General features: G+C 52.0%; 22 protein-coding genes and 1 pseudogene. 11 read left to right on the forward strand and 12 right to left on the reverse strand.

What is annotated here, in order from left to right:
• From ssuB to ssuE, 5 genes are all read right to left on the reverse strand, one after another.
• On the reverse strand, nt 1-738 hold a 738-nt coding region (ssuB, locus tag JTI85_RS08650; protein WP_219352434.1), incomplete at its 3' end, for an aliphatic sulfonates ABC transporter ATP-binding protein.
• Nucleotides 735-1,526 carry an aliphatic sulfonate ABC transporter permease SsuC gene (ssuC, locus tag JTI85_RS08655; RefSeq protein ID WP_219352436.1) on the reverse strand — a complete coding sequence of 264 codons (792 nt, stop codon included), beginning with the start codon at nt 1,524-1,526 and terminating at the stop codon, nt 735-737. The genes ssuC and ssuB, both read right to left, overlap by 4 nt.
• Nucleotides 1,527-1,536: 10 nt before the next feature.
• Nucleotides 1,537-2,682, reverse strand: coding sequence for an FMNH2-dependent alkanesulfonate monooxygenase (gene ssuD / locus JTI85_RS08660; RefSeq protein WP_219352437.1), 1,146 nt, complete (start codon nt 2,680-2,682; stop codon nt 1,537-1,539).
• The gene (locus JTI85_RS08665) at nt 2,679-3,653 is read right to left on the reverse strand and encodes a sulfonate ABC transporter substrate-binding protein (RefSeq protein ID WP_061067632.1); all 975 of its coding nucleotides are present in this window, start codon (nt 3,651-3,653) and stop codon (nt 2,679-2,681) included. Before JTI85_RS08665 ends, ssuD begins: the two co-directional genes overlap by 4 nt.
• Nucleotides 3,646-4,221 (reverse strand): NADPH-dependent FMN reductase, encoded by a 576-nt coding sequence (ssuE, locus tag JTI85_RS08670; RefSeq protein WP_137346274.1) that lies wholly within the window; start codon nt 4,219-4,221, stop codon nt 3,646-3,648. The genes JTI85_RS08665 and ssuE overlap by 8 nt, the downstream gene beginning before the upstream one ends.
• A gap of 243 nt (nt 4,222-4,464) precedes the next feature.
• Here ssuE and pyrD point away from each other — a divergent pair, with 243 nt between their 5' ends.
• On the forward strand, nt 4,465-5,475 hold the full coding sequence (pyrD, locus tag JTI85_RS08675; protein ID WP_061067634.1) for a quinone-dependent dihydroorotate dehydrogenase: 1,011 nt from the start codon (nt 4,465-4,467) through the stop codon (nt 5,473-5,475).
• A 166-nt stretch (nt 5,476-5,641) separates the two neighbouring features.
• On the forward strand, nt 5,642-6,184 hold the full coding sequence (zapC, locus tag JTI85_RS08680) for a cell division protein ZapC (protein ID WP_061067635.1): 543 nt from the start codon (nt 5,642-5,644) through the stop codon (nt 6,182-6,184).
• On the opposite strand, the gene JTI85_RS08685 is transcribed toward zapC, so the two are convergent.
• Nucleotides 6,181-7,287 (reverse strand): YcbX family protein, encoded by a 1,107-nt coding sequence (locus tag JTI85_RS08685; protein ID WP_137346273.1) that lies wholly within the window; start codon nt 7,285-7,287, stop codon nt 6,181-6,183. The two genes, zapC and JTI85_RS08685, sit on opposite strands and share 4 nt — an antisense overlap.
• 98 nt (nt 7,288-7,385) lie before the next feature.
• Here JTI85_RS08685 and rlmKL point away from each other — a divergent pair, with 98 nt between their 5' ends.
• From rlmKL to rmf, 6 genes are all read left to right on the forward strand, one after another.
• The gene (gene rlmKL, locus JTI85_RS08690) at nt 7,386-9,494 is read left to right on the forward strand and encodes a bifunctional 23S rRNA (guanine(2069)-N(7))-methyltransferase RlmK/23S rRNA (guanine(2445)-N(2))-methyltransferase RlmL (protein ID WP_101742827.1); all 2,109 of its coding nucleotides are present in this window, start codon (nt 7,386-7,388) and stop codon (nt 9,492-9,494) included.
• Nucleotides 9,495-9,506: 12 nt separating this feature from the next.
• Nucleotides 9,507-11,414, forward strand: coding sequence for an ABC transporter ATP-binding protein (locus JTI85_RS08695; RefSeq protein ID WP_219352438.1), 1,908 nt, complete (start codon nt 9,507-9,509; stop codon nt 11,412-11,414).
• 14 nt (nt 11,415-11,428) lie between these two features.
• Nucleotides 11,429-12,682, forward strand: coding sequence for a membrane integrity-associated transporter subunit PqiA (pqiA, locus tag JTI85_RS08700; protein ID WP_048212115.1), 1,254 nt, complete (start codon nt 11,429-11,431; stop codon nt 12,680-12,682).
• Between the two features lie 4 nt (nt 12,683-12,686).
• Entirely contained in the window at nt 12,687-14,327 is a 1,641-nt protein-coding gene (pqiB, locus tag JTI85_RS08705) for an intermembrane transport protein PqiB (protein WP_048212114.1), read from the forward strand.
• A complete protein-coding gene (pqiC, locus tag JTI85_RS08710; RefSeq protein WP_116360280.1) occupies nt 14,324-14,887 on the forward strand; it encodes a membrane integrity-associated transporter subunit PqiC in 564 nt (187 codons plus the stop codon). The genes pqiB and pqiC overlap by 4 nt, the downstream gene beginning before the upstream one ends.
• A gap of 256 nt (nt 14,888-15,143) precedes the next feature.
• Nucleotides 15,144-15,311: a ribosome modulation factor gene (gene rmf, locus JTI85_RS08715; RefSeq protein WP_003035871.1), complete on the forward strand. Its 168-nt coding sequence runs from the start codon at nt 15,144-15,146 to the stop codon at nt 15,309-15,311.
• 121 nt (nt 15,312-15,432) lie between these two features.
• On the opposite strand, the gene fabA is transcribed toward rmf, so the two are convergent.
• Together fabA and JTI85_RS08725 are read right to left on the reverse strand one after the other, a co-directional pair.
• Nucleotides 15,433-15,951 (reverse strand): bifunctional 3-hydroxydecanoyl-ACP dehydratase/trans-2-decenoyl-ACP isomerase, encoded by a 519-nt coding sequence (fabA, locus tag JTI85_RS08720; protein ID WP_101742843.1) that lies wholly within the window; start codon nt 15,949-15,951, stop codon nt 15,433-15,435.
• Nucleotides 15,952-16,019: 68 nt separating this feature from the next.
• Entirely contained in the window at nt 16,020-17,780 is a 1,761-nt protein-coding gene (locus JTI85_RS08725; RefSeq protein WP_048212112.1) for a Lon protease family protein, read from the reverse strand.
• Between the two features lie 185 nt (nt 17,781-17,965).
• Here JTI85_RS08725 and matP point away from each other — a divergent pair, with 185 nt between their 5' ends.
• Nucleotides 17,966-18,418, forward strand: coding sequence for a macrodomain Ter protein MatP (matP, locus tag JTI85_RS08730; RefSeq protein ID WP_005123520.1), 453 nt, complete (start codon nt 17,966-17,968; stop codon nt 18,416-18,418).
• Between the two features lie 98 nt (nt 18,419-18,516).
• Here the strand turns inward: matP and ompA are convergent, their stop codons facing one another.
• Both ompA and sulA read right to left on the reverse strand, forming a co-directional pair.
• On the reverse strand, nt 18,517-19,566 hold the full coding sequence (gene ompA / locus JTI85_RS08735) for a porin OmpA (protein ID WP_048212110.1): 1,050 nt from the start codon (nt 19,564-19,566) through the stop codon (nt 18,517-18,519).
• Between the two features lie 355 nt (nt 19,567-19,921).
• Complete coding sequence (gene sulA, locus JTI85_RS08740; protein ID WP_040231828.1) at nt 19,922-20,431, reverse strand: SOS-induced cell division inhibitor SulA; 510 nt, start codon at nt 20,429-20,431, stop codon at nt 19,922-19,924.
• Nucleotides 20,432-20,647: 216 nt separating this feature from the next.
• Here sulA and JTI85_RS08745 point away from each other — a divergent pair, with 216 nt between their 5' ends.
• Entirely contained in the window at nt 20,648-21,262 is a 615-nt protein-coding gene (locus tag JTI85_RS08745; protein WP_048212109.1) for a TfoX/Sxy family DNA transformation protein, read from the forward strand.
• On the opposite strand, the gene yccS is transcribed toward JTI85_RS08745, so the two are convergent.
• Nucleotides 21,240-23,393, reverse strand: coding sequence for a YccS family putative transporter (gene yccS / locus JTI85_RS08750; protein ID WP_005123516.1), 2,154 nt, complete (start codon nt 23,391-23,393; stop codon nt 21,240-21,242). The genes JTI85_RS08745 and yccS overlap by 23 nt on opposite strands.
• 18 nt (nt 23,394-23,411) lie before the next feature.
• Nucleotides 23,412-23,858 (reverse strand): YccF domain-containing protein, encoded by a 447-nt coding sequence (locus JTI85_RS08755; protein ID WP_005123514.1) that lies wholly within the window; start codon nt 23,856-23,858, stop codon nt 23,412-23,414.
• Between the two features lie 125 nt (nt 23,859-23,983).
• Here JTI85_RS08755 and helD point away from each other — a divergent pair.
• A pseudogene (helD, locus tag JTI85_RS08760) lies at nt 23,984-24,612 on the forward strand (DNA helicase IV); the annotation flags it as partial.

Consider the following 24,612-nt stretch of genomic DNA (forward strand, 5'->3'; position numbering starts at 1 on the left):
CTCGCCACGCTGCATCACCCGATTCAACACCTCGGCTTCCAGTTCTGCCAGACGAAGAGAGCCAATCCGGCGTGGTCGCGCAATATCCACCGTTAAATCCAGTCCGATTTTTCCATCCTCAATCAGCAAAACGCGATCGGCCATTGCCACAGCTTCACTCACGTCATGGGTGACCAGCAGTACGGTAAAGCCGTGCTCTTGCCACAAAGAGACAATCAGCTCCTGCATTTCAAGGCGGGTTAAGGCATCCAGCGCGCCGAGGGGTTCATCCAGCAGAAGCAGACCGGGGCGATGAATTAATGCCCGCGCCAGAGCCACGCGCTGTTTTTGTCCGCCAGAAAGCGCTGCGGGCCACTCCTGAGCACGATTCTCCAGCCCAACTGCGGCCAGCGCATCTCGGGCTGCATTGCGCCACTGACCTTTCAGACCCAGACCCACGTTATCGATAACCGTCTTCCATGGCAGCAGACGCGCATCCTGAAACATCATTCGCGTATCATCCTGAATCTCTGCCAGCGGGGTGGTTCCGGCGAGTAATGCGCCAGAGGTGGGCGACTCCAGCCCAGCCAGCAGGCGCAGCAACGTACTTTTACCTCCGCCACTGCGGCCTACCACGGCAACGAACTGTCCGGCCGGAATATGCAAATCTAACTGATTGAGCACCGTATTGGCGGCGTATTGTTTTGTCACGGCGCTCAGCAAAAGCGGCGTGCCCTGGTTCAGGCGAGCGGTGTTCATACGGTAGCCTCCTTCACATGGTAAGCCGGGTTCCAGCGCAGCCAGATTCGCTCCAGCAGTTGGGCACTGACATCGGCTAGCTTGCCGAGCAGGGCGTAGAGAATAATGGCCACCACGACCACATCGGTTTGCAGAAATTCGCGAGCATTCATCGCCAGGTAGCCAATACCGGCATTGGCTGAAATGGTTTCCGCTACAATGAGCGTCAGCCACATCAGTCCGAGAGCAAAACGCACCCCAACCATAATCGAGGGCAGGGCGCCGGGGAGGATCACATGAATAAACAGTGAAAAACCAGACAACCCATAGCTGCGCGCCATTTCAACCAGCCCGCGGTCGATATTGCGTATCCCGTGCCAGGTGTTGATGTAAATCGGGAACAGCGTGCCCAGGGCGACGAGAAAGATCCTGGCGGATTCATCAATACCGAACCACAAAATCACCAGCGGGATCAGCGCCAGATGCGGTACGTTACGCAGCATCTGCACCGAGGTATCCAGCAGGCGTTCTCCCCAACGCGAAAGACCGCTGATCAGTCCCAGCGTCAGGCCAATCGATCCACCGATAGAGAATCCGATCAGCGCGCGCCAGGAACTGATGGCCAGATGCTGCCAAAGCTCGCCGCTGGCGGAAAGTGTCCAGAAGGCTTCGATAACACCCTCCGGAGAGGGCAGTATGCGGTTGGACAGCCAGCCCATTGATGATGCGAGCTGCCAGAGCGCCACCAGACCGACCGGTAAAAACCAGGGCGCGAGGCGCAATAACCATCTGTTTTTCGTCGTTGCCATTAGTCGCTCCTTAGCTTTGTGCGACTTTACGCGGGATGAATTCGTTCGCAACCGCTTCGCCTTGCTGTTGCAGGCGCCGCGGTTGCGGAATTTCTGGTATCGCGACATCCAGATGCGGGAACAGCAGCTCACCAACTCTGTATGCCTCTTCCAGATGCGGATACCCGGACAGCACAAAGCTGTCGATTCCCAGCGCGGCATACTCGTTAATACGCGCTGCGACCGTAGGACCATCCCCAACCAGTGCGGTCCCTGCGCCACCGCGCACCAGTCCTACCCCTGCCCACAGGTTCGGGCTAATTTCCAGTTTGTCGCGTTTACCGTTGTGCAGTGCAGCCATTCGCTGCTGACCAACCGAATCCGTTTTTGAGAAGGCGGCCTGGGCTTTGGCGATGGTGTCGTCATCCAGATGGGATATCAGACGATCCGCTGCCTGCCACGCCTCTTGCGTTGTCTCCCGTACGATCACATGCAGACGAATACCGAAGCGGATCTTGCGCCCGAGCGCCGCTGCTTTGGCCCGCACCTGTTCAATCTTCGCTTTCACCTGTTCAGGCGGTTCGCCCCAGGTCAGGTAGAGATCAACCTGTTCGGCGGCCAGATCTTGTGCGACGTCAGACGAGCCGCCGAAATAGAGTGGAGGATGTGGCCGCTGGATCGGCGGGAAGAACAGTTTTGCCCCGCGAACATGAATATGTTTGCCGTTGAAATCCACCGTTTCACCTTGCAGCAAGCGCCGCCAGACCTGAGTAAATTCGCCAGAGGCTTCATAGCGCTCGGTGTGATCGAGGAACACGCCGTCGCCAGCCAACTCCTGCGGATCGCTGCCGGTCACCAGGTTAAATAGCGCCCGACCATTAGAAAGCCTGTCGAGCGTTGCTGCCTGACGCGCGGCAACCGTCGGCGAGGTGACGCTTGGGCGTAGCGCGACCAAAAATTTTAACCGCTGGGTGACCGGGATCATCGAGGCGGCGACCAGCCAGGCATCTTCGCAGGAGCGACCGGTGGGGATCAGCACGCCGGTAAACCCCAGACGGTCGGCCGTTTGCGCAATTTGTTGCAGATATCCGTGATCGACCGGGCGCGAACCTTCTTCCGTTCCAAGATAATGACCGTCACCGTGGGTGGGTAAAAACCAGAATATGTTCAGACTCATAATTTTTCTCCTGCCTGCTGAGTGGGTTGCCAGATACGCTGGCGAATATCGATTTTTTTCGGCACCAGACGGTTGTCATAAAACAGATCCGCGGTTTGTTGCTGTAGCGCAGCAACAGAGTCGCTGACGGGCGTAATGGTGGTTGGCGGGCGGTGATCCAGATAAGAGGCAATTACCGGCTCAGGCAGGCCCATGGTTTTAGCCAGCAGGGCAATGCTTTGCTGGCGCTGGCTGAGGGTTAACGCATCGGCCTGGCTAAAGGTATTCAGTACGCCAAGAATAAAAGCGCCATTTTTTTCGGCATAAGGACGTGCGGCGAGATAAAACGAACCGGTTTGCTTGAGGTCTGAGCCGTCTTTTAGCACGCGTACATCACCTTGCAATAACGCGGCGGAATAGTAGGGATCCCAGATAGCCCACGCATCAACGTTTCCTTGCTGGAAGGCCGCTCGCGCATCGGCTGGCGTCAGATAGGTCGGTTGAATATCGGTAAATTTCAGCCCAGCCTGTTGCAGTGCACGGAGCAGTAAATTGTGGGCGCTGGAACCTTTCTGGAAAGCGACTTTATGTCCTTTAAGCTGCGCGACGTTCTGGATCGGGCTATTTTTCGGCACCAGAATCACTTCAGCTTTCGGTTTGGGGGGCTCAACGCCCACGTAAACCAGATCTGCCCCCGCGGCCTGGGCGAAAATGGGTGGAATGTCACCCGTACTGCCGAGATCGATACTGCCGATATTGAGCGCTTCCAGCATTTGTGGCCCGGCAGGGAACTCAACCCACGAGATTTTGGTTTGCGGGTAGCGTTTCTCCAACAATTGATGGCTTTTTGCCAACACCATGCTGACGCTCCCTTTCTGATAACCAATGCGTAGAGCATCGGGCGCAGGTTCTGCGGCGTGCGCCAGCGTTGACAGTGACAGCAGCCCAGCCAGTGTGAACCACGACGTGTGACGTTTGAGCAGATTAAGCATGGGCGGCACCTCGCAGGGCATTCAGTTGAGGGAGTTGGATATCGCGACGATGCAATGCCAGCCAGAAGGTGTCGAGCGCACTATCCAGGCGCTGCTGCAGGTTGGGCGTAAACTGCGGTTTATGCTGATAATCGATGACCTGCGAATCATCGGCAAATACGCCGTGCAGGATCTCCTGGGCTTTTAACGCACTCAGTACCGGTTTCAGCGCGTAATCGACGGCGAGTAAATGCGCCACGCTGCCGCCGGTCGCCAGCGGCAACACCACTTTTCCTTCCAGCGCCCGCTCGGGGAGCAGATCGAGCAGCGTTTTCAGTGCGCCAGAGTAAGCGGCTTTGTAGACCGGCGTGGCGACAATCAGCCCGTCAGCATCTTGCAGTTGTTCAATAAATGTCTTCAACGCCGGACTGTCAAAACGGGCATAGATTAGGTCTTCCGGGGCAAAGTTATGCAGGTTCCAGTGAAAGATTTCGATATCCTGACCGTGCAGTTTTTCTCGGGCATATTCCAGTAACGCACTGGAGCGAGAAGGAAAGCGAGGGCTCCCCGCCAGAGTGATGACGCGCATAATTTCATTCTCCGCTTATAACCAATTGTTTGCTTTTAATTAACATTGATAACAATTTATGCAGTCTGGCAGAGAGATTTTGTTTATCGAAATGATTTATACGGGATAGAAAAGTTGGAAATTGAATAAAAAGGCAGGGGCCAGGAAAACGATTGCTATTTATTGCCGCAGGTCAATTCCCTTTTTGCTCGCGATCGCACATAATACGCCCCCGGTTTGCACACCGGGAATCCAGGAGAGTTCATGTACTACCCCTTCGTTCGTAAAGCCCTTTTTCAGCTCGATCCAGAGCGCGCTCATGAATTGACATTCCAGCAGTTACGTCGCATTACCGGCACGCCGCTTGAAGCGCTTGTCCGCCAGAAAGTACCGGCAAAACCGGTTACCTGTATGGGGCTGACGTTTAAAAACCCGCTCGGTCTTGCTGCCGGACTGGATAAAGACGGGGAGTGCATTGATGCACTTGGCGCGATGGGATTCGGCTCAATTGAAATAGGTACCGTGACGCCGCGTCCTCAGCCGGGTAACGATAAACCGCGTCTGTTCCGTCTGGTCGATGCAGAAGGTTTGATCAACCGTATGGGGTTTAATAACCACGGAGTTGATAACCTGGTTGAGAACGTTAAAAAATCGCATTTTGACGGTATTCTGGGGATTAATATTGGTAAGAATAAAGATACCCCAGTAGAGAATGGCAAAGATGACTATCTGATTTGTATGGAAAAAGTCTATGCTTATGCAGGTTATATTGCGATTAATATCTCTTCACCGAATACGCCGGGATTACGTACGCTGCAATACGGCGAGGCTCTGGACGATCTGCTGACGGCTATTAAAAATAAGCAAAACGATCTGCAAGCGATCCACCATAAATATGTGCCGGTGGCGGTAAAGATCGCGCCGGATCTTTCTGTGGAAGAACTGATCCAGGTTGCTGACAGTTTAGTTCGGCATAATATTGATGGCGTAATTGCGACTAACACCACGCTCGATCGTTCGCTCGTTCAGGGAATGAAAAATTGCGATCAAATGGGTGGTCTGAGCGGGCGACCATTGCAATTAAAAAGTACAGAAATTATTCGCCAGTTGTCTCAGGAATTAAAAGGGCAGTTGCCAATTATTGGTGTTGGCGGGATCGACTCGGTGATTGCCGCGCGGGAAAAAATGGCTGCCGGCGCAAGCCTCGTACAGATTTATTCGGGCTTTATTTTTAAAGGTCCGCCGTTGATTAAAGAAATCGTCAGCAATATCTGATCTATGCCTTAATCCGACAACCAGGGCTTTATTTCTGGCCCTGGTTGTTTTATATTCCTTTACTGTTGCTTATTTAAACATTCTGAGCTTTTATTATTAAGGCAATAAACGAAGCGGCAAAAGGATACTGTCGTAATGGCGATGATTAAGGAAAGGAGAGAAACTGATGCGAATTAAACCCGACGATAACTGGCGCTGGTATTATGATGAAGAGCACGATCGTATGATGCTCGATTTAGCCAATGGCATGTTATTCCGCTCGCGTTTTGCGCGTAAAATGCTCACGCCTGATGCTTTTTCTCCATCTGGTTTTTGTGTTGATGACGCCGCGCTTTATTTCTCCTTCGAAGAAAAATGCCGTTATCTGGATTTAGCTAAAGAACAAAAAGCGGAACTGGTGCTAAATGCGCTGGTGGCTATTCGGTATCTTAAACCGCAAATGCCAAAAAGCTGGCACTTTGTTGCGCACGGTATTAACTGGTCGCCAACCGTGGGTGACGCCGCCTGTGTGGATTTAAGCGATACCGAAGAACAGGTAAATCTGTTAGTGGTCGAGCCGGGTGAAAATGCCGCACTGTGTTTGCTTGCGCAGCCCGGAGTGGTCATCGCTGGTCGCACCATGCAACTTGGCGATGCGATTAAAATCATGAATGACAGACTGAAACCACAGGCAATTGTCGACAGTTTCAACCTTGAGCAGGCGGTCTAACTTTCCAGCCTGATTGCTGTCTTGGGTACACAACTGCAGCAAAGAATCGTTCCGTCATCGCCAATCGCTGATTTTTTCAGTGGGTTGACTTCGCCTTCTACCAGCCGAATCCGGCAGCATCCGCAAATTCCCGCACGACACGAGTAGGGAACACGGATCCCCTGGTTTTCCAGCTGTTCCAACAATACCTGCTGATTATTTCCGCGAAACGTTTGACCCTGCCAGTCAATCATCACTGTTGCATCAGGTTGTTGTTGCAAAGCCGTATCATCAGATTCCGTCGCGCTGTACAGCCGGGCGGGTCGGGTCGCCAGTATTTCGACTTCATCACCTACACGAATTACGCCGCTATTACGGGCGATGAGATTCTGGCCGAAATCGACATCACCGTTGTCCGCCGCCGTGCGGAAGGTTTGCAGCGTTGCCAGTGGCTCGCCAGACGGATGTTTCTGGCCTTTTTCCGGGCTAACGGTAGTGAAAATACAGCGGCTACAGGGTTTTGCCACATCAAAAATGACGTCGCCGATGCGAATCACTTTCCAGGTATCTTCTTCCCAGGCGCCAGCGCCTGAAATCACCAGATTAGGGCGAAACTGTTCCATTTTGACGCTTGCCGGACAGCGCTGTTGCAGATCGCGTAGCGACGCTTCATTGGTCAGCAGGTAGGGATAACCGTCGGCGAAGGATAAGGGAACGTCATCGTGGCGCTTTACCCGGCGCGTCAGTTGCGGGCCAACCCAACGCAACTGCACATCACGGGAAAAGAAACCGCTGATCCAGCGATTGATATCCGCTGGTGCTACTCGCGCGGTAAAATGGTTTCCCCACACTTCTGTTGGTGCATCCTGGGTGGCAAAGTCGGCAAAGCGCACTAACGCGCTGCTGCCGTCTGGCGCCGTAAGATGCAGTCCATCGTGGAAAGGAGAAGGGGTAAAGCGGACCATTTGCGGGAACTGTCGGGCAGTGATGAACGTTCCGTCAGGTTCAGTGATCATAAATATGCGATCAAAGGCAAGGCCGCTGATATCTGCCAGGGCGTGCGTTAGCCCAATGCCGCGCATTGATTTAACCGGATGGATAAAAAGTCGGGTTAACGTGACCACTGTACAGCCCCTCGAATGAAAATAAGCCTTCAACTTTATGACATACAGCCCATATTAGCTATAATGCGCAGCAATTTTCTTGGAGTAAAAGTGACATTATGAATTCTCTGTTTGCCAGTACGGCCCGCGGGCTGGAAGAGCTGTTAAAAACTGAACTGGAAAACCTCGGCGCGCTGGAGTGCCAGGTCGTTCAGGGTGGGGTCCATTTTAAGGGCGACACGCGGCTTGTTTACCAGAGCCTGATGTGGAGCCGCCTGGCCTCGCGCATTATCCTGCCGATGGGAGAATGCAAGGTCTACAGCGATCTTGATCTGTACCTCGGCGTTCAGGCAATCGACTGGACAGAGATATTTAATCCTGGTGCCACCTTTGCCGTGCATTTTAGCGGCCTGAACGAGACGATTCGTAATAGTCAGTACGGTGCACTGAAAGTAAAGGATGCGATTGTCGATGCCTTTACCCGTAAAAACCTGCCGCGTCCGAACGTAGATCGTGAATCACCCGATCTGCGCATTAACGTCTGGTTGAACAAAGATACCGCCAGCATCGCCCTCGATCTGAGCGGTGACGGCCTGCATCAGCGTGGTTATCGCGATCGCGCGGGTCAGGCGCCGATTAAAGAAACGCTGGCCGCCGCTATTGTTATGCGTTCTGGCTGGCAGCCGGGAACCCCGTTACTCGATCCGATGTGTGGTTCCGGCACACTGCTGATTGAAGCGGCGATGTGGGCAACCGATCGCGCGCCGGGCCTGCACCGTGGCTACTGGGGCTTCAACGGTTGGGCGCAGCACGATGAAGTCGTCTGGCAAGAAGTCAAAGCCGAAGCACAGGTTCGTGCACGCAAAGGATTGGCGGACTATACCTCGCACTTCTATGGATCTGACAGCGATGCGCGGGTAATTGAAAAAGCGCGCAGTAATGCCCGCCGCGCCGGTATTGCCGATCTGATGACGTTTGAAGTTAAAGATGTCGCTAAACTGAGCAACCCGCTGCCGAAAGGACCGTATGGGACGGTTATCAGCAACCCGCCATACGGCGAACGTCTGGATAGCGAACCGGCGTTGATAGCTCTGCACAGCCTGCTGGGACGCACGATGAAAAACCAGTTTGGCGGCTGGAATTTGTCGCTGTTCAGCGCCTCGCCGGATCTGCTCAGCAGCCTGCAATTGCGTGCGGATAAACAGTTTAAAGCGAAAAATGGTCCGCTGGATTGCGTACAGAAGAACTATCACGTTGCAGAAACGACCGCTGACAGCAAACCTGCAACGGTGGCGGAAGATTATGCCAACCGCCTGCGCAAGAATATTAAGAAATTGGAAAAATGGGCACGTCAGGAAGGGATTGAATGCTATCGCCTGTATGACGCTGACCTGCCGGAATACAACGTTGCAGTGGACCGCTATGGTGACTGGGTCGTGGTTCAGGAATATGCGCCGCCGAAGACGGTTGATGCGCAGAAAGCACGTCAACGCCTGTTCGACATTATCGCCGCAACGCTGTCGGTACTGGAAATCGCGCCCAATAAACTGGTGCTGAAAACCCGTGAGCGCCAGAAAGGGAAGAACCAATACCAGAAAATGAACGAGAAGGGCGAGTTCATTGAGGTGAGCGAGTATAACGCGCGCCTGTGGGTAAACCTGACCGATTATCTGGATACCGGCCTGTTCCTCGATCACCGAATTGCACGCCGCATGTTGGGGCAGATGAGCAAAGGGAAAGACTTCCTTAACCTGTTCTCCTATACCGGCAGCGCCAGCGTACATGCGGGATTGGGCGGTGCGCGCAGCACCACAACGGTAGATATGTCGCGTACCTATCTGGAATGGGCAGAGCGTAACCTGCGACTGAACGGGTTAAGCGGACGTGCGCACCGCTTGATTCAGGCCGACTGCCTGGGCTGGCTGCGTGATGCCAATGAACAGTTTGATCTGATCTTCATTGATCCGCCGACGTTCTCTAACTCTAAGCGTATGGAAGACTCGTTCGATGTGCAGCGCGATCATCTGGCGCTGATGAAAGATCTGAAACGCCTGCTGCGTAAAGACGGCACGATTATGTTCTCCAACAACAAACGTGGATTCCGTATGGACCTCGACGGTCTGGCTGAACTGGGATTGAAAGCACAAGAAATTACCCAAAAAACGCTTTCCCAGGACTTTGCCCGTAACCGCCAGATCCACAACTGCTGGCTGATTACCGCAGCCTGAAAGGAAAAATAAATGTCATTGATCAGTATGCATGGCGCATGGCTGTCGTTCAGCGATTCGCCACTTCTTGATAATGCAGAATTGCATATCGAGGATAACGAACGCGTCTGTCTGGTAGGCCGTAACGGCGCGGGCAAATCGACGCTGATGAAGATCCTGAACCGTGAGCAGGGTCTTGACGATGGGCGTATTATTTATGAGCAGGATCTGGTTGTGGCGCGTCTGCAGCAGGATCCGCCGCGCAACGTGCAGGGTAGCGTCTACGATTTCGTCGCCGAAGGGATTGCAGAACAGGCGGTTTACCTCAAGCGTTATCATGATATCTCGCATCTGGTGATCACCGACCCGAGTGATAAAAACCTCCAGGAACTGGCGAAGGTTCAGGAACAGCTGGATCACCATAATCTGTGGCAGCTGGAAAACCGTATTAATGAAGTACTGGAACAGCTTGGCCTGGAAGCAGACATGGAGCTGGCATCGCTTTCCGGCGGCTGGTTACGTAAGGCGGCGCTGGGCCGTGCGTTAGTAAGTAACCCTCGCGTACTGCTGCTGGATGAACCGACGAACCACCTGGATATTGAAACCATCGACTGGCTGGAAGGGTTCCTGAAAACCTTCAATGGGACAATCATTTTCATCTCCCACGACCGTTCATTTATTCGCAATATGGCGACGCGCATTGTCGATCTCGACCGCGGCAAGCTGGTGACCTATCCCGGGAACTACGATCAGTATCTGCTGGATAAAGAAGAAGCATTGCGCGTAGAAGAGTTACAAAACGCGGAATTTGACCGCAAACTGGCGCAGGAAGAAGTCTGGATCCGTCAAGGTATTAAGGCGCGTCGAACCCGCAATGAAGGTCGCGTGCGTGCGCTGAAAGCCATGCGTCGCGAGCGTGGCGAGCGGCGTGAAGTGATGGGCACAGCGAAGATGCAGGTCGAAGAAGCGAGCCGCTCAGGCAAGATTGTTTTCGAAATGGAGAATGTTGATTACCAGGTTGACGGGAAGCAGCTGGTGAAATATTTCTCCGCGCAGGTGCAGCGCAGCGACAAAATTGCCTTAATTGGGCCTAACGGCTGCGGCAAAACAACGCTGCTGAAGCTGATGCTGGGACAATTACAGGCCGACAGTGGTCGCATCCACGTCGGGACGAAACTGGAAGTTGCCTATTTCGACCAGCACCGTGCTGAACTGGATCCGGATAAAACCGTGATGGATAACCTTGCTGAAGGTAAGCAAGAGGTGATGGTGAACGGTAAGCCGCGCCATGTGCTGGGCTATCTTCAGGACTTCCTGTTCCATCCGAAACGTGCGATGACGCCAGTACGTGCTCTCTCTGGCGGGGAACGCAATCGCCTGCTGTTGGCGCGTTTGTTCCTGAAACCCAGCAATCTGTTAATTCTCGATGAACCCACCAACGATCTCGACGTCGAAACGCTGGAACTGCTCGAAGAGTTGATTGACGGTTATCAGGGGACCGTATTGCTGGTGAGCCACGACCGTCAGTTTGTTGACAATACTGTTACCGAGTGCTGGATTTTTGAAGGTGGCGGCAAAATTGGTCGTTATGTGGGCGGCTATCATGACGCGCGTGGCCAACAAACACAGTATGTGGCGTTTAAACAACCCGTTGAGAAAAAAACGGAGGAAACTGTTGCGCCTAAAGCAGAAATTGTAAAACGCGGCACCAGCAAACTAAGCTATAAACTACAGCGCGAACTGGAGCAGCTTCCTGCGTTGCTTGAAGAACTGGAAGCTAAGCTGGAAGCCTTACAGACTCAGGTTGCTGACGCCGCGTTTTTTAGTCAGCCGCACGAGCAAACGCAACAGGTGTTAGCTAATCTGAACGAAGCAGAACAAGAACTTGAGCAAGCCTTTGAGCGCTGGGAGTATCTTGAGTCTTTGAAGAATGGCGCATAATTAAAGGAGCACATATGTGCGAACATCACCATGCCGCGAAGCATATTTTGTGCTCGCAGTGTGACATGCTGGTGGCGCTTCCTCGCCTTGAGCATGGTCAGAAAGCGGCATGTCCACGATGTGGCACTACGTTAACGGTTGAGTGGGACGCGCCACGGCAGCGTCCTACCGCCTATGTGTTAGCAGCATTGTTCATGCTGCTTTTATCAAACCTGTTTCCCTTTGTGAATATGAACGTCGCAGGGGTGAGTAGTGAAGTGACGTTGCTGCAAATTCCCAGCGTGCTCTTTTCTGAAGATTACGCCAGTCTCGGCACCTTCTTTATCTTATTCGTTCAGTTGGTTCCGGCCTTTTGTCTGCTGACGATCCTGCTACTGGTAAACCGGGTTCAGATGCCCGAGCGGCTTAAAGCATGGCTGGCGCGCATTTTGTTTCAGCTAAAAAGCTGGGGAATGGCCGAAATCTTCCTCGCGGGCGTGCTGGTGAGCTTTGTTAAACTAATGGCCTATGGCGATATCGGTGTGGGCAGTAGTTTCATCCCGTGGTGCTTCTTTTGTCTTCTCCAGTTACGAGCATTCCAGTGTGTCGATCGTCGCTGGCTGTGGGATGATATTGCGCCGATGCCGGCTATCAAACAGGTCTTAAAACCTGGCGTGCCTGGTATCCGACAAGGATTGCGTTCCTGCTCCTGTTGCACGGCTATTCTTCCGGCTGATGAGCTGGTGTGTCCGCGCTGTCAAACGAAAGGCTATGTGCGTCGTAAAAACAGTTTGCAATGGACACTGGCATTACTGTTCACGTCGATCATGCTTTATCTTCCTGCCAATATTCTGCCGATTATGATCACCGATTTGCTGGGGTCAAAACTGCCATCAACCATTCTTGAGGGCGTGGTTTTAATCTGGAGCGAAGGTTCTTATCCCGTGGCTGCAGTTATCTTTATCGCCAGTATTATGGTGCCGACCTTAAAAATGATCGCCATTGCCTGGCTATGTTGGGATGCCAAAGGGCATGGCAAACGCGACAGCGAACGTATGCACCTGATTTATGAGGTGGTGGAATTTGTCGGTCGCTGGTCAATGATCGACGTTTTTGTTATTGCGGTACTCTCTGCGCTGGTGCGCATGGGAGGGTTAATGAACATTTATCCTGCAATGGGTGCTTTGATGTTTGCTTTAGTCGTCATTATGACAATGTTTTCTGCGATGACATTTGATCCGCGTCTGTCGTGGGACCGTGAACCAGAACCAGGCCATGAGGAGTCCTGACAGCATGGAATCTAAAAGTGGGGAAGCCAAAGTGCAGAAGGTAAAAAACTGGTCGCCCGTGTGGATATTCCCGATCGTCACTGCACTCATTGGCGCATGGGTTCTGTTTTACCACTACAGCCATCAGGGGCCGGAAGTCACGTTGATTACGACCAATGCCGAAGGTATTGAAGGGGGCAAAACGACGATTAAGAGCCGCAGTGTGGACGTCGGCATCGTTGAGAGCGCAACCCTGACGGATGATCTGACCCATGTGGAGATTAAAGCGCGTCTTAATTCCGGTATGGAAAAGCTGCTGCATAAAGATTCTGTTTTTTGGGTTGTGAAGCCGCAGGTGGGGCGTGAAGGTATCAGTGGCCTGGGAACGCTGTTGTCCGGGGCATATATTGAGCTGCAACCCGGTAATAAAGGCAGCAAGCTGGAAAATTACCAATTGCTCGATTCTCCACCGCTGGCGCCGCCTGATGCGAAAGGGATCCGCGTGATCCTGGACAGTAAAAAAGCCGGTCAATTGAGTCCGGGTGACCCGGTGCTGTTCCGTGGATATCGCGTGGGCTCGGTTGAGACCAGCACGTTTGATGCTCAAAAACGCACGATCAGCTACCAGCTTTTCATCAATGCGCCAAACGATCGACTGGTAACCAGTAATGTCCGTTTCTGGAAAGACAGCGGTATTGCCGTCGATCTCACTTCGGCAGGTATGCGAGTAGAAATGGGCTCGCTCACGACGCTGTTTGGCGGTGGGGTAAGCTTTGACGTACCGGAAGGGCTGGAGCAAGGCCAACCGGTTGAACAGCATTCCTCTTTTAATCTGTATGACGATCAAAAAAGTATTCAGGATTCCTTGTATACCGATCACATTGATTACCTGATGTTCTTCAAGGATTCAATTCGTGGTCTGCAGCCGGGTGCGCCGTTGGAATTCCGTGGTATACGCCTGGGTACAGTAAGTAAAGTGCCTTTCTTTGCGCCAAATATGCGCCAGGTATTTAACAATGATTACCGCATTCCTGTTCTGGTGCGCATTGAACCTGAACGGCTGAAAGCGCAGTTGGGTGAAGACACCGATGTGGGGGCTCATCTTGCTGAGTTGCTCAAACGTGGGCTGAGAGGCTCATTGAAGACGGGGAACCTGGTGACCGGCGCGCTGTATGTCGATCTCGACTTTTACCCGAAAGAGCCGCCAATTACAGGGGTACGCGAGTTTAATGGTTATCAAATTATCCCAACAGTGAGTGGCGGTCTGGCGCAGATTCAGCAACGTCTGATGGAAGCGTTGGATAAGATTAATGGCCTGCCGCTGAACCCGATGATTGAGCAGGCAACCAATACGCTGTCGGAAAGCCAGCGCACGATGAAGCATCTGCAAACCACGCTGGATAACATGAATAAGATCACGTCCAGCCAGTCGATGCAGCAGCTTCCTGCGGATATGCAGAATACGTTACGTGAACTGAATCGCAGCATGCAGGGCTTCCAGCCGGGTTCTGCGGCCTATAACAAGATGGTGGCAGATATGCAGCGTCTTGATCAGGTACTGCGTGAACTGCAGCCGGTTCTGAAAACGCTGAACGACAAGAGCAACGCGCTGGTGTTTGAAGCGAAGGACAAAAAAGATCCAGAGCCGAAGAGGGCGAAACAATGAAAAAGTGGCTAGTGGTGATGATGGCGGTCTGGCTGACGTCATGTAGCTCCAGCGGAGAGAATAAAAGCTATTACCAGCTCCCTATCGCACAAGGCGGTGTGCAGAGCTCCGCCAATCAGGGAAACCGTCTGCTGTGGGTTGAACAGATTGCGGTACCTGATTATCTGGCCGGTAATGGGGTGGTTTACCAGACCAGCGATGTGCAATATGTGATAGCCAATAATAATCTCTGGGCCAGCCCATTAGATCAGCAATTGCGCAATACGCTGGTTGCTAACCTCAGTATGCAGTTGCCTGGCTGGGTTGTTGCTTCGCAGCCGCTGGGAAGCACTCAGGATACGCTTAACGTGACGGTGACAGGCTTTCACGGACGTTACGACGGCAAAGTGATTGTCAGCGGTGAATGGTTGCTGAATCACCAGGGGCAATTAATCAAGCGTCCGTTCCATATCGAAGTTGTACAGACGCAGGATGGCTACGATGAAATGGTGAAAGTTCTGGCCAGCGCCTGGAGTCAGGAAGCGACGGCAATCGCCCAGGAGCTGAAACGCATCCCATAAGCTTAAATAATTGTAAATTATGCCGCCCCTGGCTCACCGCCCGGGGCGGTTTTTTTTATTTTTTTAGCCGTGGAGATAGCTGTTCTGACTGACTATTTTTGTACAAATGATTTAGAGGCTAGCTCACAAATATGACACTGGCGTGAATTTTGCGCATTGACGAGCTTAATGTTTAGGGGTATTCGTTTAGTGTGATTGCACACTTAGTAATCACTGTTTTCTTTTCCACCAGACCTAAAAATGAGGGAAACGAGGCATGAAGAGACAAAAACGAGATCGCCTGGAACGGGCACATCAACGTGGATATCAGGCCGGCATTGCCGGACGCTCAAAAGAAATGTGTCCCTATCAGACGCTGAATCAGAGGTCATACTGGCTGGGAGGCTGGCGAGAAGCCATGGGGGATAGGGTTTTAATGGCCTGATTCTGTCTCTTTAGATAAAAGAAACCTCCGCTTAGCGGAGGTTTCGCCTTTTGTAGACCGGCAAAATAACGAGCGCTGCCATTCGGCCATGTCGCACTGCCAGACCTACAGATGTCTGCGATTAGAACGCCGAGGTGTCCTGGAACAGACCCACTTTCAGATCATTTGCGGTGTAGATCAGGCGACCATCAACCAGCACTTCACCATCAGCCAGACCCATGATCAGGCGGCGGTTAACGATGCGTTTGAAGTGAATGCGGTAAGTGACTTTCTTCGCGGTCGGCAGAACCTGACCCGTGAATTTCACTTCGCCCACGCCCAGTGCACGGCCTTTACCTTCGCCGCCCAACCAGCCGAGATAGAATCCAACCAACTGCCACATGGCATCCAGACCCAGGCAACCTGGCATTACCGGATCGCCGATAAAATGGCATCCGAAGAACCACAGGTCCGGGCTGATGTCCAGTTCAGCTTCCACATAACCTTTGTCAAAGTTGCCGCCGGTTTCGGTCATCTTGATGACACGATCCATCATCAGCATGCTTGGTGCAGGCAGTTGTGGGCCTTTAGCACCAAACAGCTCACCGCGACCAGAGGCAAGAAGGTCTTCTTTTGTATAGGATTCGCGTTTATCTACCATGTTCTCTGTAAGCCTTATTTTATTGAAGCACGCAGGATAGCTAACACGTGTACGCTGAACAAGTCCGATCAGTTCGGAATAATCCAATTCAGCCAACGTAGCGGCCATGGAAAACGGTGACGGCCTTCCTGTTGCGTTGCCGCAGCAATACGCTCCTGGATAGTTTGCATCAGCGTCGTCTGACCTTCTCCATCCCACACCAAATTTAATAGCAGTGGCAGCGCATCGGTCACGTCGTCTACTGCCCAGATAGTGAATTTTTCTTCTTCAACAGCCTGCAACAGTGCGGGTGGCAGGCTCAGATGTCTGACGTTGGCTGCAGGGATAATCACACCCTGAGTCCCCGTTAATTCACGCTGCTGGCAGATGGCAAAGAAGCCTTCAATTTTCTCATTCAGACCGCCGACAGGTTGAGCACGACCAAACTGATCGACAGAACCGGTTATCGCGATGCTTTGATTGACGGGAACGTCAGCGAGAGCGCTTATTAGCGCACACAGTTCTGCCATAGAGGCGCTGTCACCGTCTACTTCACTGTATGATTGCTCAAATGTCAGAGAGGCAGAGAACGGTATTTGCTGTTCAAGCTGGAGTTCCGACATCAGGAACGCCTGCATAATCATCATACCCTTGGCATGAATATTTCCGCCCAGCTCGGCTTTACGTTCAATATCGGTAAATTCGCCATCGCCAATATGCACGACGCAACTGATACGTGAAGGTTCACCAAATGCGCGGGGATGACCTGGAAATTCGATCACCGACAGGGCGTTTATTTGCCCAATACGCTCGCCTTCCGTTTCAATGAGGATCTGCTCTTGCAGGATCTCATCCTGCATCCGTTCAGAGAGGAATCCTTCTCGCCATTCACGCTGAGCAAGCATCAGGCTCAATTGCTCAGCAGTGCAGGTATCACTGTCGCAAAGAGGGGCCACTTCTTTGAGCTGGCGGGTGATCCATAGCGGATTAAGCGGCAGCGTATCCTGTTCGCCGGTATAGCGAACGGCTTCGCGGATGAGAACCTGCCAGGCATCGGCAGCGGGATAGGGCAGATTGTTGCGGCGGGCAGTATGCGTTACCCACTGACACCACTGTGTCATGGTTTCGGCATCCACTATCTGCAAGTTATCTTCAAATTCGCTGTAGATAGCCTGTTCTGCCAGTTCTGGTTCCATTTCCTGGAAGTCTGCCAGCGATTCACGTTCGCCGACCAACACCACTTTCAGTTTAAGCGGCATAGAAGGGACGGAGACTGGCAGGGGGCGAGACTCATCAAAGGCCACCCAGTCAAAACGTTCGTGGCTGACAATGGCTTTCAGGCGCATCCACAACAACGGCTGAGCCAGAAGTGTGCGCAATGAGATAACCAGCACACCGCCGTTGGCCTGATGGACCAGTCCCGGTTGCAGCGTAATTTCGCCATTGAACTGGCGCAGACAGCCAAACAGTTGTTCGGCCTCAACCCAGTCAGCATTAACCACCTGAGTTAACGTCGCAAAGTTGTCGTCTGCTTTCTCTGCTGCGCGGTAACGAATAGTGTGGCCGGATACATCGTAATGCCCCCCGGTTAACTTATCGGCATCCGCATGCAAGGTACGTGCAGCCGTTGCAATAAGATTGAGATACTCCAGCTCTTCGGGCGCTTTCACCAGCATAAACGAGGACGTAGCCCAGTGCTGAAGAAGTTGCTCTAGCGCGAATTGTAAACGTGGCTGAGTATCACTGAGTAAGGTGTCGGTGTCGTCAGTGACGTGCGGCTGTGCAAATATTTCCTGATAGCTATCGGTATCAGGAACCAGATCACGCCATGCAAGTTTCGTAATGGTCAAAGTTGATGTTTTTTAGTCTGTTGTAAAAAACGAGATTATACCGTAACCATCAGCACTGCACACGTGGAAAGCGCCGCTAAACGAATGTGATGACGAGCGACAGTTCACAGGCTGGATATTCTTTTCTTCAGATGCCGAAAAAGCTGATATTCTGATAAGAGTTACACGGTAACATTGAGATCGCAATGAAATATCAACAACTTGAAAATCTTGAAAGCGGATGGAAATGGAAGTACCTGGTGAAGAAGCATCGCGAGGGGGAGTTGATTACCCGCTATGTGGAAGCCAGCGCTGCCAAAGAAGCCGTTGATTTGTTGCTAACCCTCGAAAATGAACCGGTTCGGGTCAACGCCTGGATTGAAGAATACATGAACCCAGCACTGCTCAATCGTATGAAGCAAACGATCCGGGCGAGGCGTAAGCGGCACTTTAATGCAGAACATCAGCATACGCGTAAGAAATCGATCGATCTGGAGTTTATGGTCTGGCAGCGTTTAGCCGGGCTTGCGCAGCGACGTGGTAAAACGCTCTCAGAAACGATTGTGCAGTTGATTGAAGATGCGGAACATAAAGAAAAGTATGCGAACAAGATGTCGACATTGAAACAGGATCTACAGGCGTTACTGGGTAAAGAGTAGGGTACGGGTAACGTCAATATGGAATGTGTCTGTGCTTTTACATGATATGTAGGTGAAAAAAAACCCCGCCAGGCGGGGTTTTTTTATAAGACGATAACTTAAGCCTGAGGCTGAGTTACAACGTCTTTGATGCCTTTAACTTCGATCTCAACACGACGATCCGGAGCCAGGCAGTCGATCAGCGCAGCGCGAGCTTTCACGTTGTCACAGGTGTTGCCGGTAACCGGGTTGGATTCGCCCATACCACGTGCGGAGATTTTGTCAGAAGGAATACCTTTAGAGATCAGGTAATCAACAACAGACTGAGCACGTTTCTCAGACAGACCCTGGTTGTAAGCGTCAGAACCGATGCGGTCAGTGAAGCCCAGAACAACGACGGAACCGTCTTTCGGATCCAGGTTGCTCAGCTGGCTGTACATCTGATCCAGAGCCTGCTGGCCTTCTGGTTTCAGAGTCGCTTTGTTGAAGTTGAACAGAACGTCAGACTTCAGAGTGAAGTGTTTGGTCTGTACTTCTGGAGCCGGAGCCGGAGCCGGAGCAACTACCGGAGCTGCTTCTTCCTGCTGGCCGAAACGGTAAGAAACACCAACGCTCAACAGACCGTTGTCTGGACGACCACCAACGGTGTTCGCGTCACCGATGTTGTTGGTCCACTGGTATTCCAGACGGGTAGCGATTTCAGGAGTAATTGCATACTCTACGCCGCCAGCGAATACTGGGGATACACCAGTGTCGTGGTCTTTGAAGCCGTCGTTGTTTTTAGCATCTGCACGCCAAACCATACCACCCAGACGGGTATAAACGTCCAGATCGTCAGTGATTGGGTAACCCAGTTTAGCGGTCAGCTGAACGCCCTGAGCTTTGAATGCGCCATTTTCAGTGTTGCCTTTGTACGGCATACGACCTAACCAGTCGTAACCCATTTCAAAACCAACGTACGGGTTAACCTGGTAACCACCGAACGCACCAGCACCCAGTTGGCTTTCGTGGGTCGGTCCGTTGTTGTTGATCTGATTGTTGCCGATGTCATGGAACTGGGACCAACCCAGTTTAGCACCAGTATACCAGGTGTTATCTTTCGGAGCGGCCTGCGCCACGGTAGCGAAACCAGCCAGTGCCACTGCAATTGCGATAGCTGTCTTTTTCATTTTATGCGCCTCGTTATCATCCAAAATTCGCCATGAATATCTCCAGAGAGATAACACGGTTAAATCCTTCACCCGGGGACCAGTTCAATAGTTACTCTACCGATATCTGCGGCTTACGCCGAGCACCCCTGGCGATGTAAAGTCTACAACGTAGTTGAAAACTTACAAGTGTGAAGTCCGTCAGGCATATGAAAAAAAAAGGCTTGTATACACAATATTTAACATTTGTGGATGATTAATTGTACAGCTACTATCGCGGAAACCGCTTCACACAGGCGTTCTCACAAAAAAGGTGTTAAAGCTCAAAGCCGAATTTGAGGGTGAAAAAAAATTCCAGGATAAATCCTAATTTTACTTAATGATACAAATTCGAGTGAATTTTTAGCCCGGAATGCTGTCTCCCCGCAAGTGTCTGAGCGCGAACAGGACGCATGATAAATCCCATCGCATTGCCTTCATCTGCTGCTTTTACCAGCTCGGCATGTTCATCTTCGGTTAATTCTTCCGTCAGCCAGCCAATTACGACGCTGTAGTTACCCGTGCGTAGCGCACGAACCATAGATTCTAGCGTATTGCAGGGAGAGAGTTGGCTAATTTGCATGACTTTCGTCAATGGAAGCCCGGCCGACTGCACCCACTCCCGGCTTAGTTTTTGCTGAGGCGTCAGCCACAGCTGCCAGCGCGACTGCTGACCTAATTGCTGAAGCAGGGGAAGCAGCAGGAGCTGCGTCATCATGGGCTGGTCCTCGCGATAGACCACTTCACTGATAAGCCCAGCGGTAGTGTGCTCTGACGACACGCGCGCAATTTTGCTTGCTGTGGAAGAGAACGACGAAGAACGATTTGCATAGCCTGAAGTGTACATAATCAATCCAGCCCTGTGAGTCACTGTATGAATATACAGTAACCCTGCTATCACCAAAGATCAACCTTATTTTCTGAAACAGGTTCGCAGTTTTTGGTTGTTGTTACGGGAAAAACAAAATTCATCTTGCCCCTTGCGAATAAGTTGCCTATTTTCGTCATTAACGGATCCGCTACTGCAAATCATTTTATTACGTTATGATTTAAAAGGATTTTTATGAAAAAACTTTCTTATGCAAGGATCTATAAATCACAAGAATATCTGGCGTCATTGGGGACTATTCGTTATCGATCGCTGTTTGGGGGTTATAGCCTGACGGTTGAGGACACGGTATTCGCCATGGTCGCCAGTGGCGAGTTATATCTTCGGGCCTGTGAACAGAGTGCGCAGTACTGTGTAAAACATTCCCCTGTCTGGCTGACATTTATAAAACGTGGACGTCCGGTGGTGCTCAATTATTATCAGGTGAACGATACGCTGTGGCAAAACCAGCAACAACTGGTGTCGCTATCACGGTATTCACTGGATGCGGCGTTAAAAGAAAAGCAAAGTCGTTTTGCACAGCATCGCCTGCGTGGACTGCCGAACATGACATTCCATCTGGAAACCCTGCTGAATGAAGCAGGTATAAAAGATGAAAGCACATTACGCATGTTGGGGGCAAAAATGTGCTGGTTGAAACTGCGACAGGTTAATCCCGCCCTGACGGTGAAAATACTCTATGCCCTTGAAGGCGCAATTGGGGGAATTCATGAGGCGGCGCTCCCGGCGATTCGTCGCCAGGAGCTTGTGGAGTGGGTGAGTTCTCTTACGCCTGAACCGGTGTACTAGACGGCAATGCGGCAATTTGCTGCTGTAATCGTCTGATTTCTGGTAGTAGCGCTATCAATAGGCCAACTTGCTGTACGACCAGTGGTTCTTTACTGTCCGGGCGTGGTTCAAGATGCTGAATCCGTTGCTTCAGTCCTTCAAGCGCCTGGTATACGCGCTGCTCGTCAGCGGGTTGATGATGAAGTGCATCATCAACATAGCAAACGGCATCGTCCAGTAATGCCAGAACGTCCGGGTTGGTTAACTGTTCACGGTGTGCGCCCAGTGCCGAGATATAACTGGTAAAGGTATGGTTGAGGCACAGCAAGCGGAATGCCGTTTCGCGCGTTTGGGCAGTGACATCCGGTTCACTCGACATATTCGACACCACGGATGCCAGCTCCGCATCACGATTATGCGCATCGCGGCGCGCAATACGGTATGCCAGACGATTGTCTCGCCCCTGATGATACTGTTCGAGAATGGCATCAAGGTAACGACAGTTTGCATCGGTCGCCCGTTCAATCACCCGTGGCAGGTTGCGAAAGCGCCAGTCTGGCCAGATGAAACTGACGGCTGCCCATGCGATGGCACAACCAATCAGCGTATCGATGACGCGCGGCAGTGCGACTTCAAACCCTTCACCAAGCAGGTTAAAGCACAGCAATACCAGCAGCGTGATAAACATTGTGGCATGTGCGTACTGAACATTGCGGAAAGCAAAAAAGAGCACGCCGGTGATCACCAGCAGTATTAATTGCCCTTCCAGCGATGGGACGAACCACAGGATGGGCAGTCCAATCGCTATCCCGACTAATGTGCCGATAATCCTTAACGCCAGACGATGTCGTGTGGCGTTGTAGTTGGGCTGGCAGACAAACAGGCTGGTCAGCAGGATCCAGTAGCCATGGTTCATGCCCGTTATCTGGATAATGGCGTACCCGACGCAGAGCACCAGAGACATGCGAACCGCGTGGCGAAACAGCGCCGACTCTGGCGTAAAATTGCGACTCAGACGCAGCCAGATATCACTGAATCCGTGCGGACTGTCATCGGCAAGCTGATTTTCTGACTCATTGCGCGAGAGTACCTGAGCCTGTTCAGACTCAATGGTGGCCAGTTGCGCATCAATAGCCCGCAGGTTCGATAGTAAGAATCCCAGCGTATTGAGCAGATCTGCAGGGGCACCGCTTGCACGCATGCGCTCAAGGGCAGCATCTATATGTGTAAAGACTCGCTCAAAGTGTGGATCGTGCTGGTAAGGGGTGCGTAGCAAAATGCAGCGAGACAGTTGCGTACAGGCTTGTCCCTGCATCGACATTAGTCGCTGGAAACGAAACATCACATCGCTGTGACGGAAATGGTCGCGTAGCGTCTGGTACTGAATATGTGAGGAACTTGCGCGTTCGTGAATATCCTGCGCGACAAAATAGTAATGCAGTGTGCGGCGGGTTCCTCGCTGTCCGCGGTCACCGCGCAGACGGGTCAGTAATGATACTTTTGTTTGGTTCAGCGTCGCCATCAGTTGCCCATTGGCCAGCGCTAACTCATACAAGGGGGCCTGACTTTCATCTTCAATGTCGGGATCAAAAAGGCGGGATTTCAGCTCCAGGTAGTGTGCCAACTGTTCGTAGCTGCGTGCCAGATTGTCCTGCAGTGGACGAATCGGGAACAGAAGGTGACCGATGAGCGTCAGAAGGTTATACCAGATGGCGCCTGCAAGCAGCAGGATCGGTTGCTGATACCACTGGTCGTACAGTGATGTTCCCAGCATGGTGTAAATGGCGATCAGTAATGCACCAAAGGCGATGGTCGCATAACGCTGACCTAAGCCCCCCAGCAAAATAAAGCCGCTGGTGGAAAGCGTTAATCCAATTGCGAAAAGCCACGGCCAAGGGAAGAGCAATTCGACGGAAGCCGAAGCAATGAAAAAGCAGATCAGCGTAATGATCAAATTACGCAGACGACCCGCGAGCCGATCGTCCAGATCGGTCAGCGCGGCAGCAACCATGCCCAGCGTGAGCGGGATGGTCAGTTTGACGTCACCCAGCCACCACGGCAGCGCCGTAGTGCCGCAGAGCGCGATAAAAATCCGCACGTAGTACAGCCAGGTGCTGTTCCAGGTATAGCGTTTAAGCAGTGGACTTAACATAAAGGCCATCAGTTCCGATTATTCAAAGCGACGACGCGCGTTGGCTTCGCGTGCGGCACGGGCAACTTCGACTGAAACCACGCGACGACCAACGGGCCAGAGTGCAATTGCGGCGATTTTAAAGTTCGCAATACCAACCGGAATACCAATAATCGTAATGCACTGGGCAATACCGGAAACAATATGCATCAGGCACAGCCACCAGCCGAAGAAAATCAGCCAGAAAATGTTGAGCAGCGTACCGCCGGTATTCAGAAGCACGTTTTTACCCGCCGGGTTGAGTTCATCAACGTGAATCGCCTCATTACCGTAGGGGAACAGCGACAAGCGTGTGATTTCCCAGCAGGAGCGGGTCAAGGGTAGTGTGAAGATAAGCACGATACTGACTAACGTCGCCAGTAACCAGGCTAAGGTGGTGGCGAATCCCCCAAGCACAAAATTTAAAATATTCAGAACAGTACGCATAAACCCTCGGTTAACTCTGGTTTTCTGTGAGTTTGGCAATTGTAACGTTTTTTTGGGCTGGAGCACGTTTTCTCTGGCGGTTACACTGATAAGCAAACCTCTTCGTGTGGATCCGCGTAAGTCTTATGGAACTGAAAGCAACTTCTCTGGGAAAACGTCTGGCGCAACACCCTTACGATCGGGCCGTTATTCTCAATGCCGGCATTAAAGTCTCTGGCGACCGTCATGAGTATCTTATTCCATTCAATCAGTTACTGGCTATCCATTGTAAAAGGGGCCTGGTATGGGGTGAGCTGGAATTTGTGCTTTCTGATGATAAAGTTGTACGCCTTCACGGCACTGAATGGGCGGAAACCCAACGTTTCCACCATCATCTGAACATCCTCTGGCAGCAGTGGAGCCAGGAGATGAGCGACGTCGCTGCGGGAGTTTTACAGCAACAGCTGGATGCGATTGCGGCGCGTACCAGTGATAACAAATGGCTGACGCGCGAACAAACGTCAGGGCTGCAGCAGCAGATCCGCCGTGCCTTTGCCGCGCTCCCGCTCCCGATCAACCGACTGGAAGAATTTGATAATTGCCGTGAGGCGTTGCACCAATGCCAGGCATGGTTGAAGGACATTGAAGCCTGTCGCTTACAGCACAATCAGGCATACACCGATGCGATGCTGGCGGAGCATACCGAGTTTTTCCAGAAGATTGAGTCTTCACCGCTGAATCCAGCCCAGGCTCGTGCGGTGGTGAATGGCGAGCA

This window comes from Citrobacter sp. Colony219 (assembly GCF_019382635.1).
GTDB classification, from domain to species: Bacteria; Pseudomonadota; Gammaproteobacteria; order Enterobacterales; family Enterobacteriaceae; genus Citrobacter; species Citrobacter youngae.

Excerpts from the sequence above, each read along its gene's own strand:
- JTI85_RS08665 (WP_061067632.1), bottom strand. The coding sequence starts at position 3,653 with ATGCTTAATCTGCTCAAACGTCACACGTCGTGGTTCACACTGGCTGGG.
- JTI85_RS08755 (WP_005123514.1), bottom strand. The coding sequence starts at position 23,858 with ATGCGTACTGTTCTGAATATTTTAAATTTTGTGCTTGGGGGATTCGCC.
- matP (WP_005123520.1), top strand. The coding sequence starts at position 17,966 with ATGAAATATCAACAACTTGAAAATCTTGAAAGCGGATGGAAATGGAAG.
- ssuE (WP_137346274.1), bottom strand. The coding sequence starts at position 4,221 with ATGCGCGTCATCACTCTGGCGGGGAGCCCTCGCTTTCCTTCTCGCTCC.
- pqiA (WP_048212115.1), top strand. The coding sequence starts at position 11,429 with ATGTGCGAACATCACCATGCCGCGAAGCATATTTTGTGCTCGCAGTGT.
- ssuC (WP_219352436.1), bottom strand. The coding sequence starts at position 1,526 with ATGGCAACGACGAAAAACAGATGGTTATTGCGCCTCGCGCCCTGGTTT.
- sulA (WP_040231828.1), bottom strand. The coding sequence starts at position 20,431 with ATGTACACTTCAGGCTATGCAAATCGTTCTTCGTCGTTCTCTTCCACA.
- pyrD (WP_061067634.1), top strand. The coding sequence starts at position 4,465 with ATGTACTACCCCTTCGTTCGTAAAGCCCTTTTTCAGCTCGATCCAGAG.
- pqiC (WP_116360280.1), top strand. The coding sequence starts at position 14,324 with ATGAAAAAGTGGCTAGTGGTGATGATGGCGGTCTGGCTGACGTCATGT.
- ompA (WP_048212110.1), bottom strand. The coding sequence starts at position 19,566 with ATGAAAAAGACAGCTATCGCAATTGCAGTGGCACTGGCTGGTTTCGCT.
- zapC (WP_061067635.1), top strand. The coding sequence starts at position 5,642 with ATGCGAATTAAACCCGACGATAACTGGCGCTGGTATTATGATGAAGAG.
- ssuD (WP_219352437.1), bottom strand. The coding sequence starts at position 2,682 with ATGAGTCTGAACATATTCTGGTTTTTACCCACCCACGGTGACGGTCAT.
- rmf (WP_003035871.1), top strand. The coding sequence starts at position 15,144 with ATGAAGAGACAAAAACGAGATCGCCTGGAACGGGCACATCAACGTGGA.
- pqiB (WP_048212114.1), top strand. The coding sequence starts at position 12,687 with ATGGAATCTAAAAGTGGGGAAGCCAAAGTGCAGAAGGTAAAAAACTGG.
- JTI85_RS08695 (WP_219352438.1), top strand. The coding sequence starts at position 9,507 with ATGTCATTGATCAGTATGCATGGCGCATGGCTGTCGTTCAGCGATTCG.
- JTI85_RS08745 (WP_048212109.1), top strand. The coding sequence starts at position 20,648 with ATGAAAAAACTTTCTTATGCAAGGATCTATAAATCACAAGAATATCTG.
- fabA (WP_101742843.1), bottom strand. The coding sequence starts at position 15,951 with ATGGTAGATAAACGCGAATCCTATACAAAAGAAGACCTTCTTGCCTCT.
- rlmKL (WP_101742827.1), top strand. The coding sequence starts at position 7,386 with ATGAATTCTCTGTTTGCCAGTACGGCCCGCGGGCTGGAAGAGCTGTTA.
- yccS (WP_005123516.1), bottom strand. The coding sequence starts at position 23,393 with ATGTTAAGTCCACTGCTTAAACGCTATACCTGGAACAGCACCTGGCTG.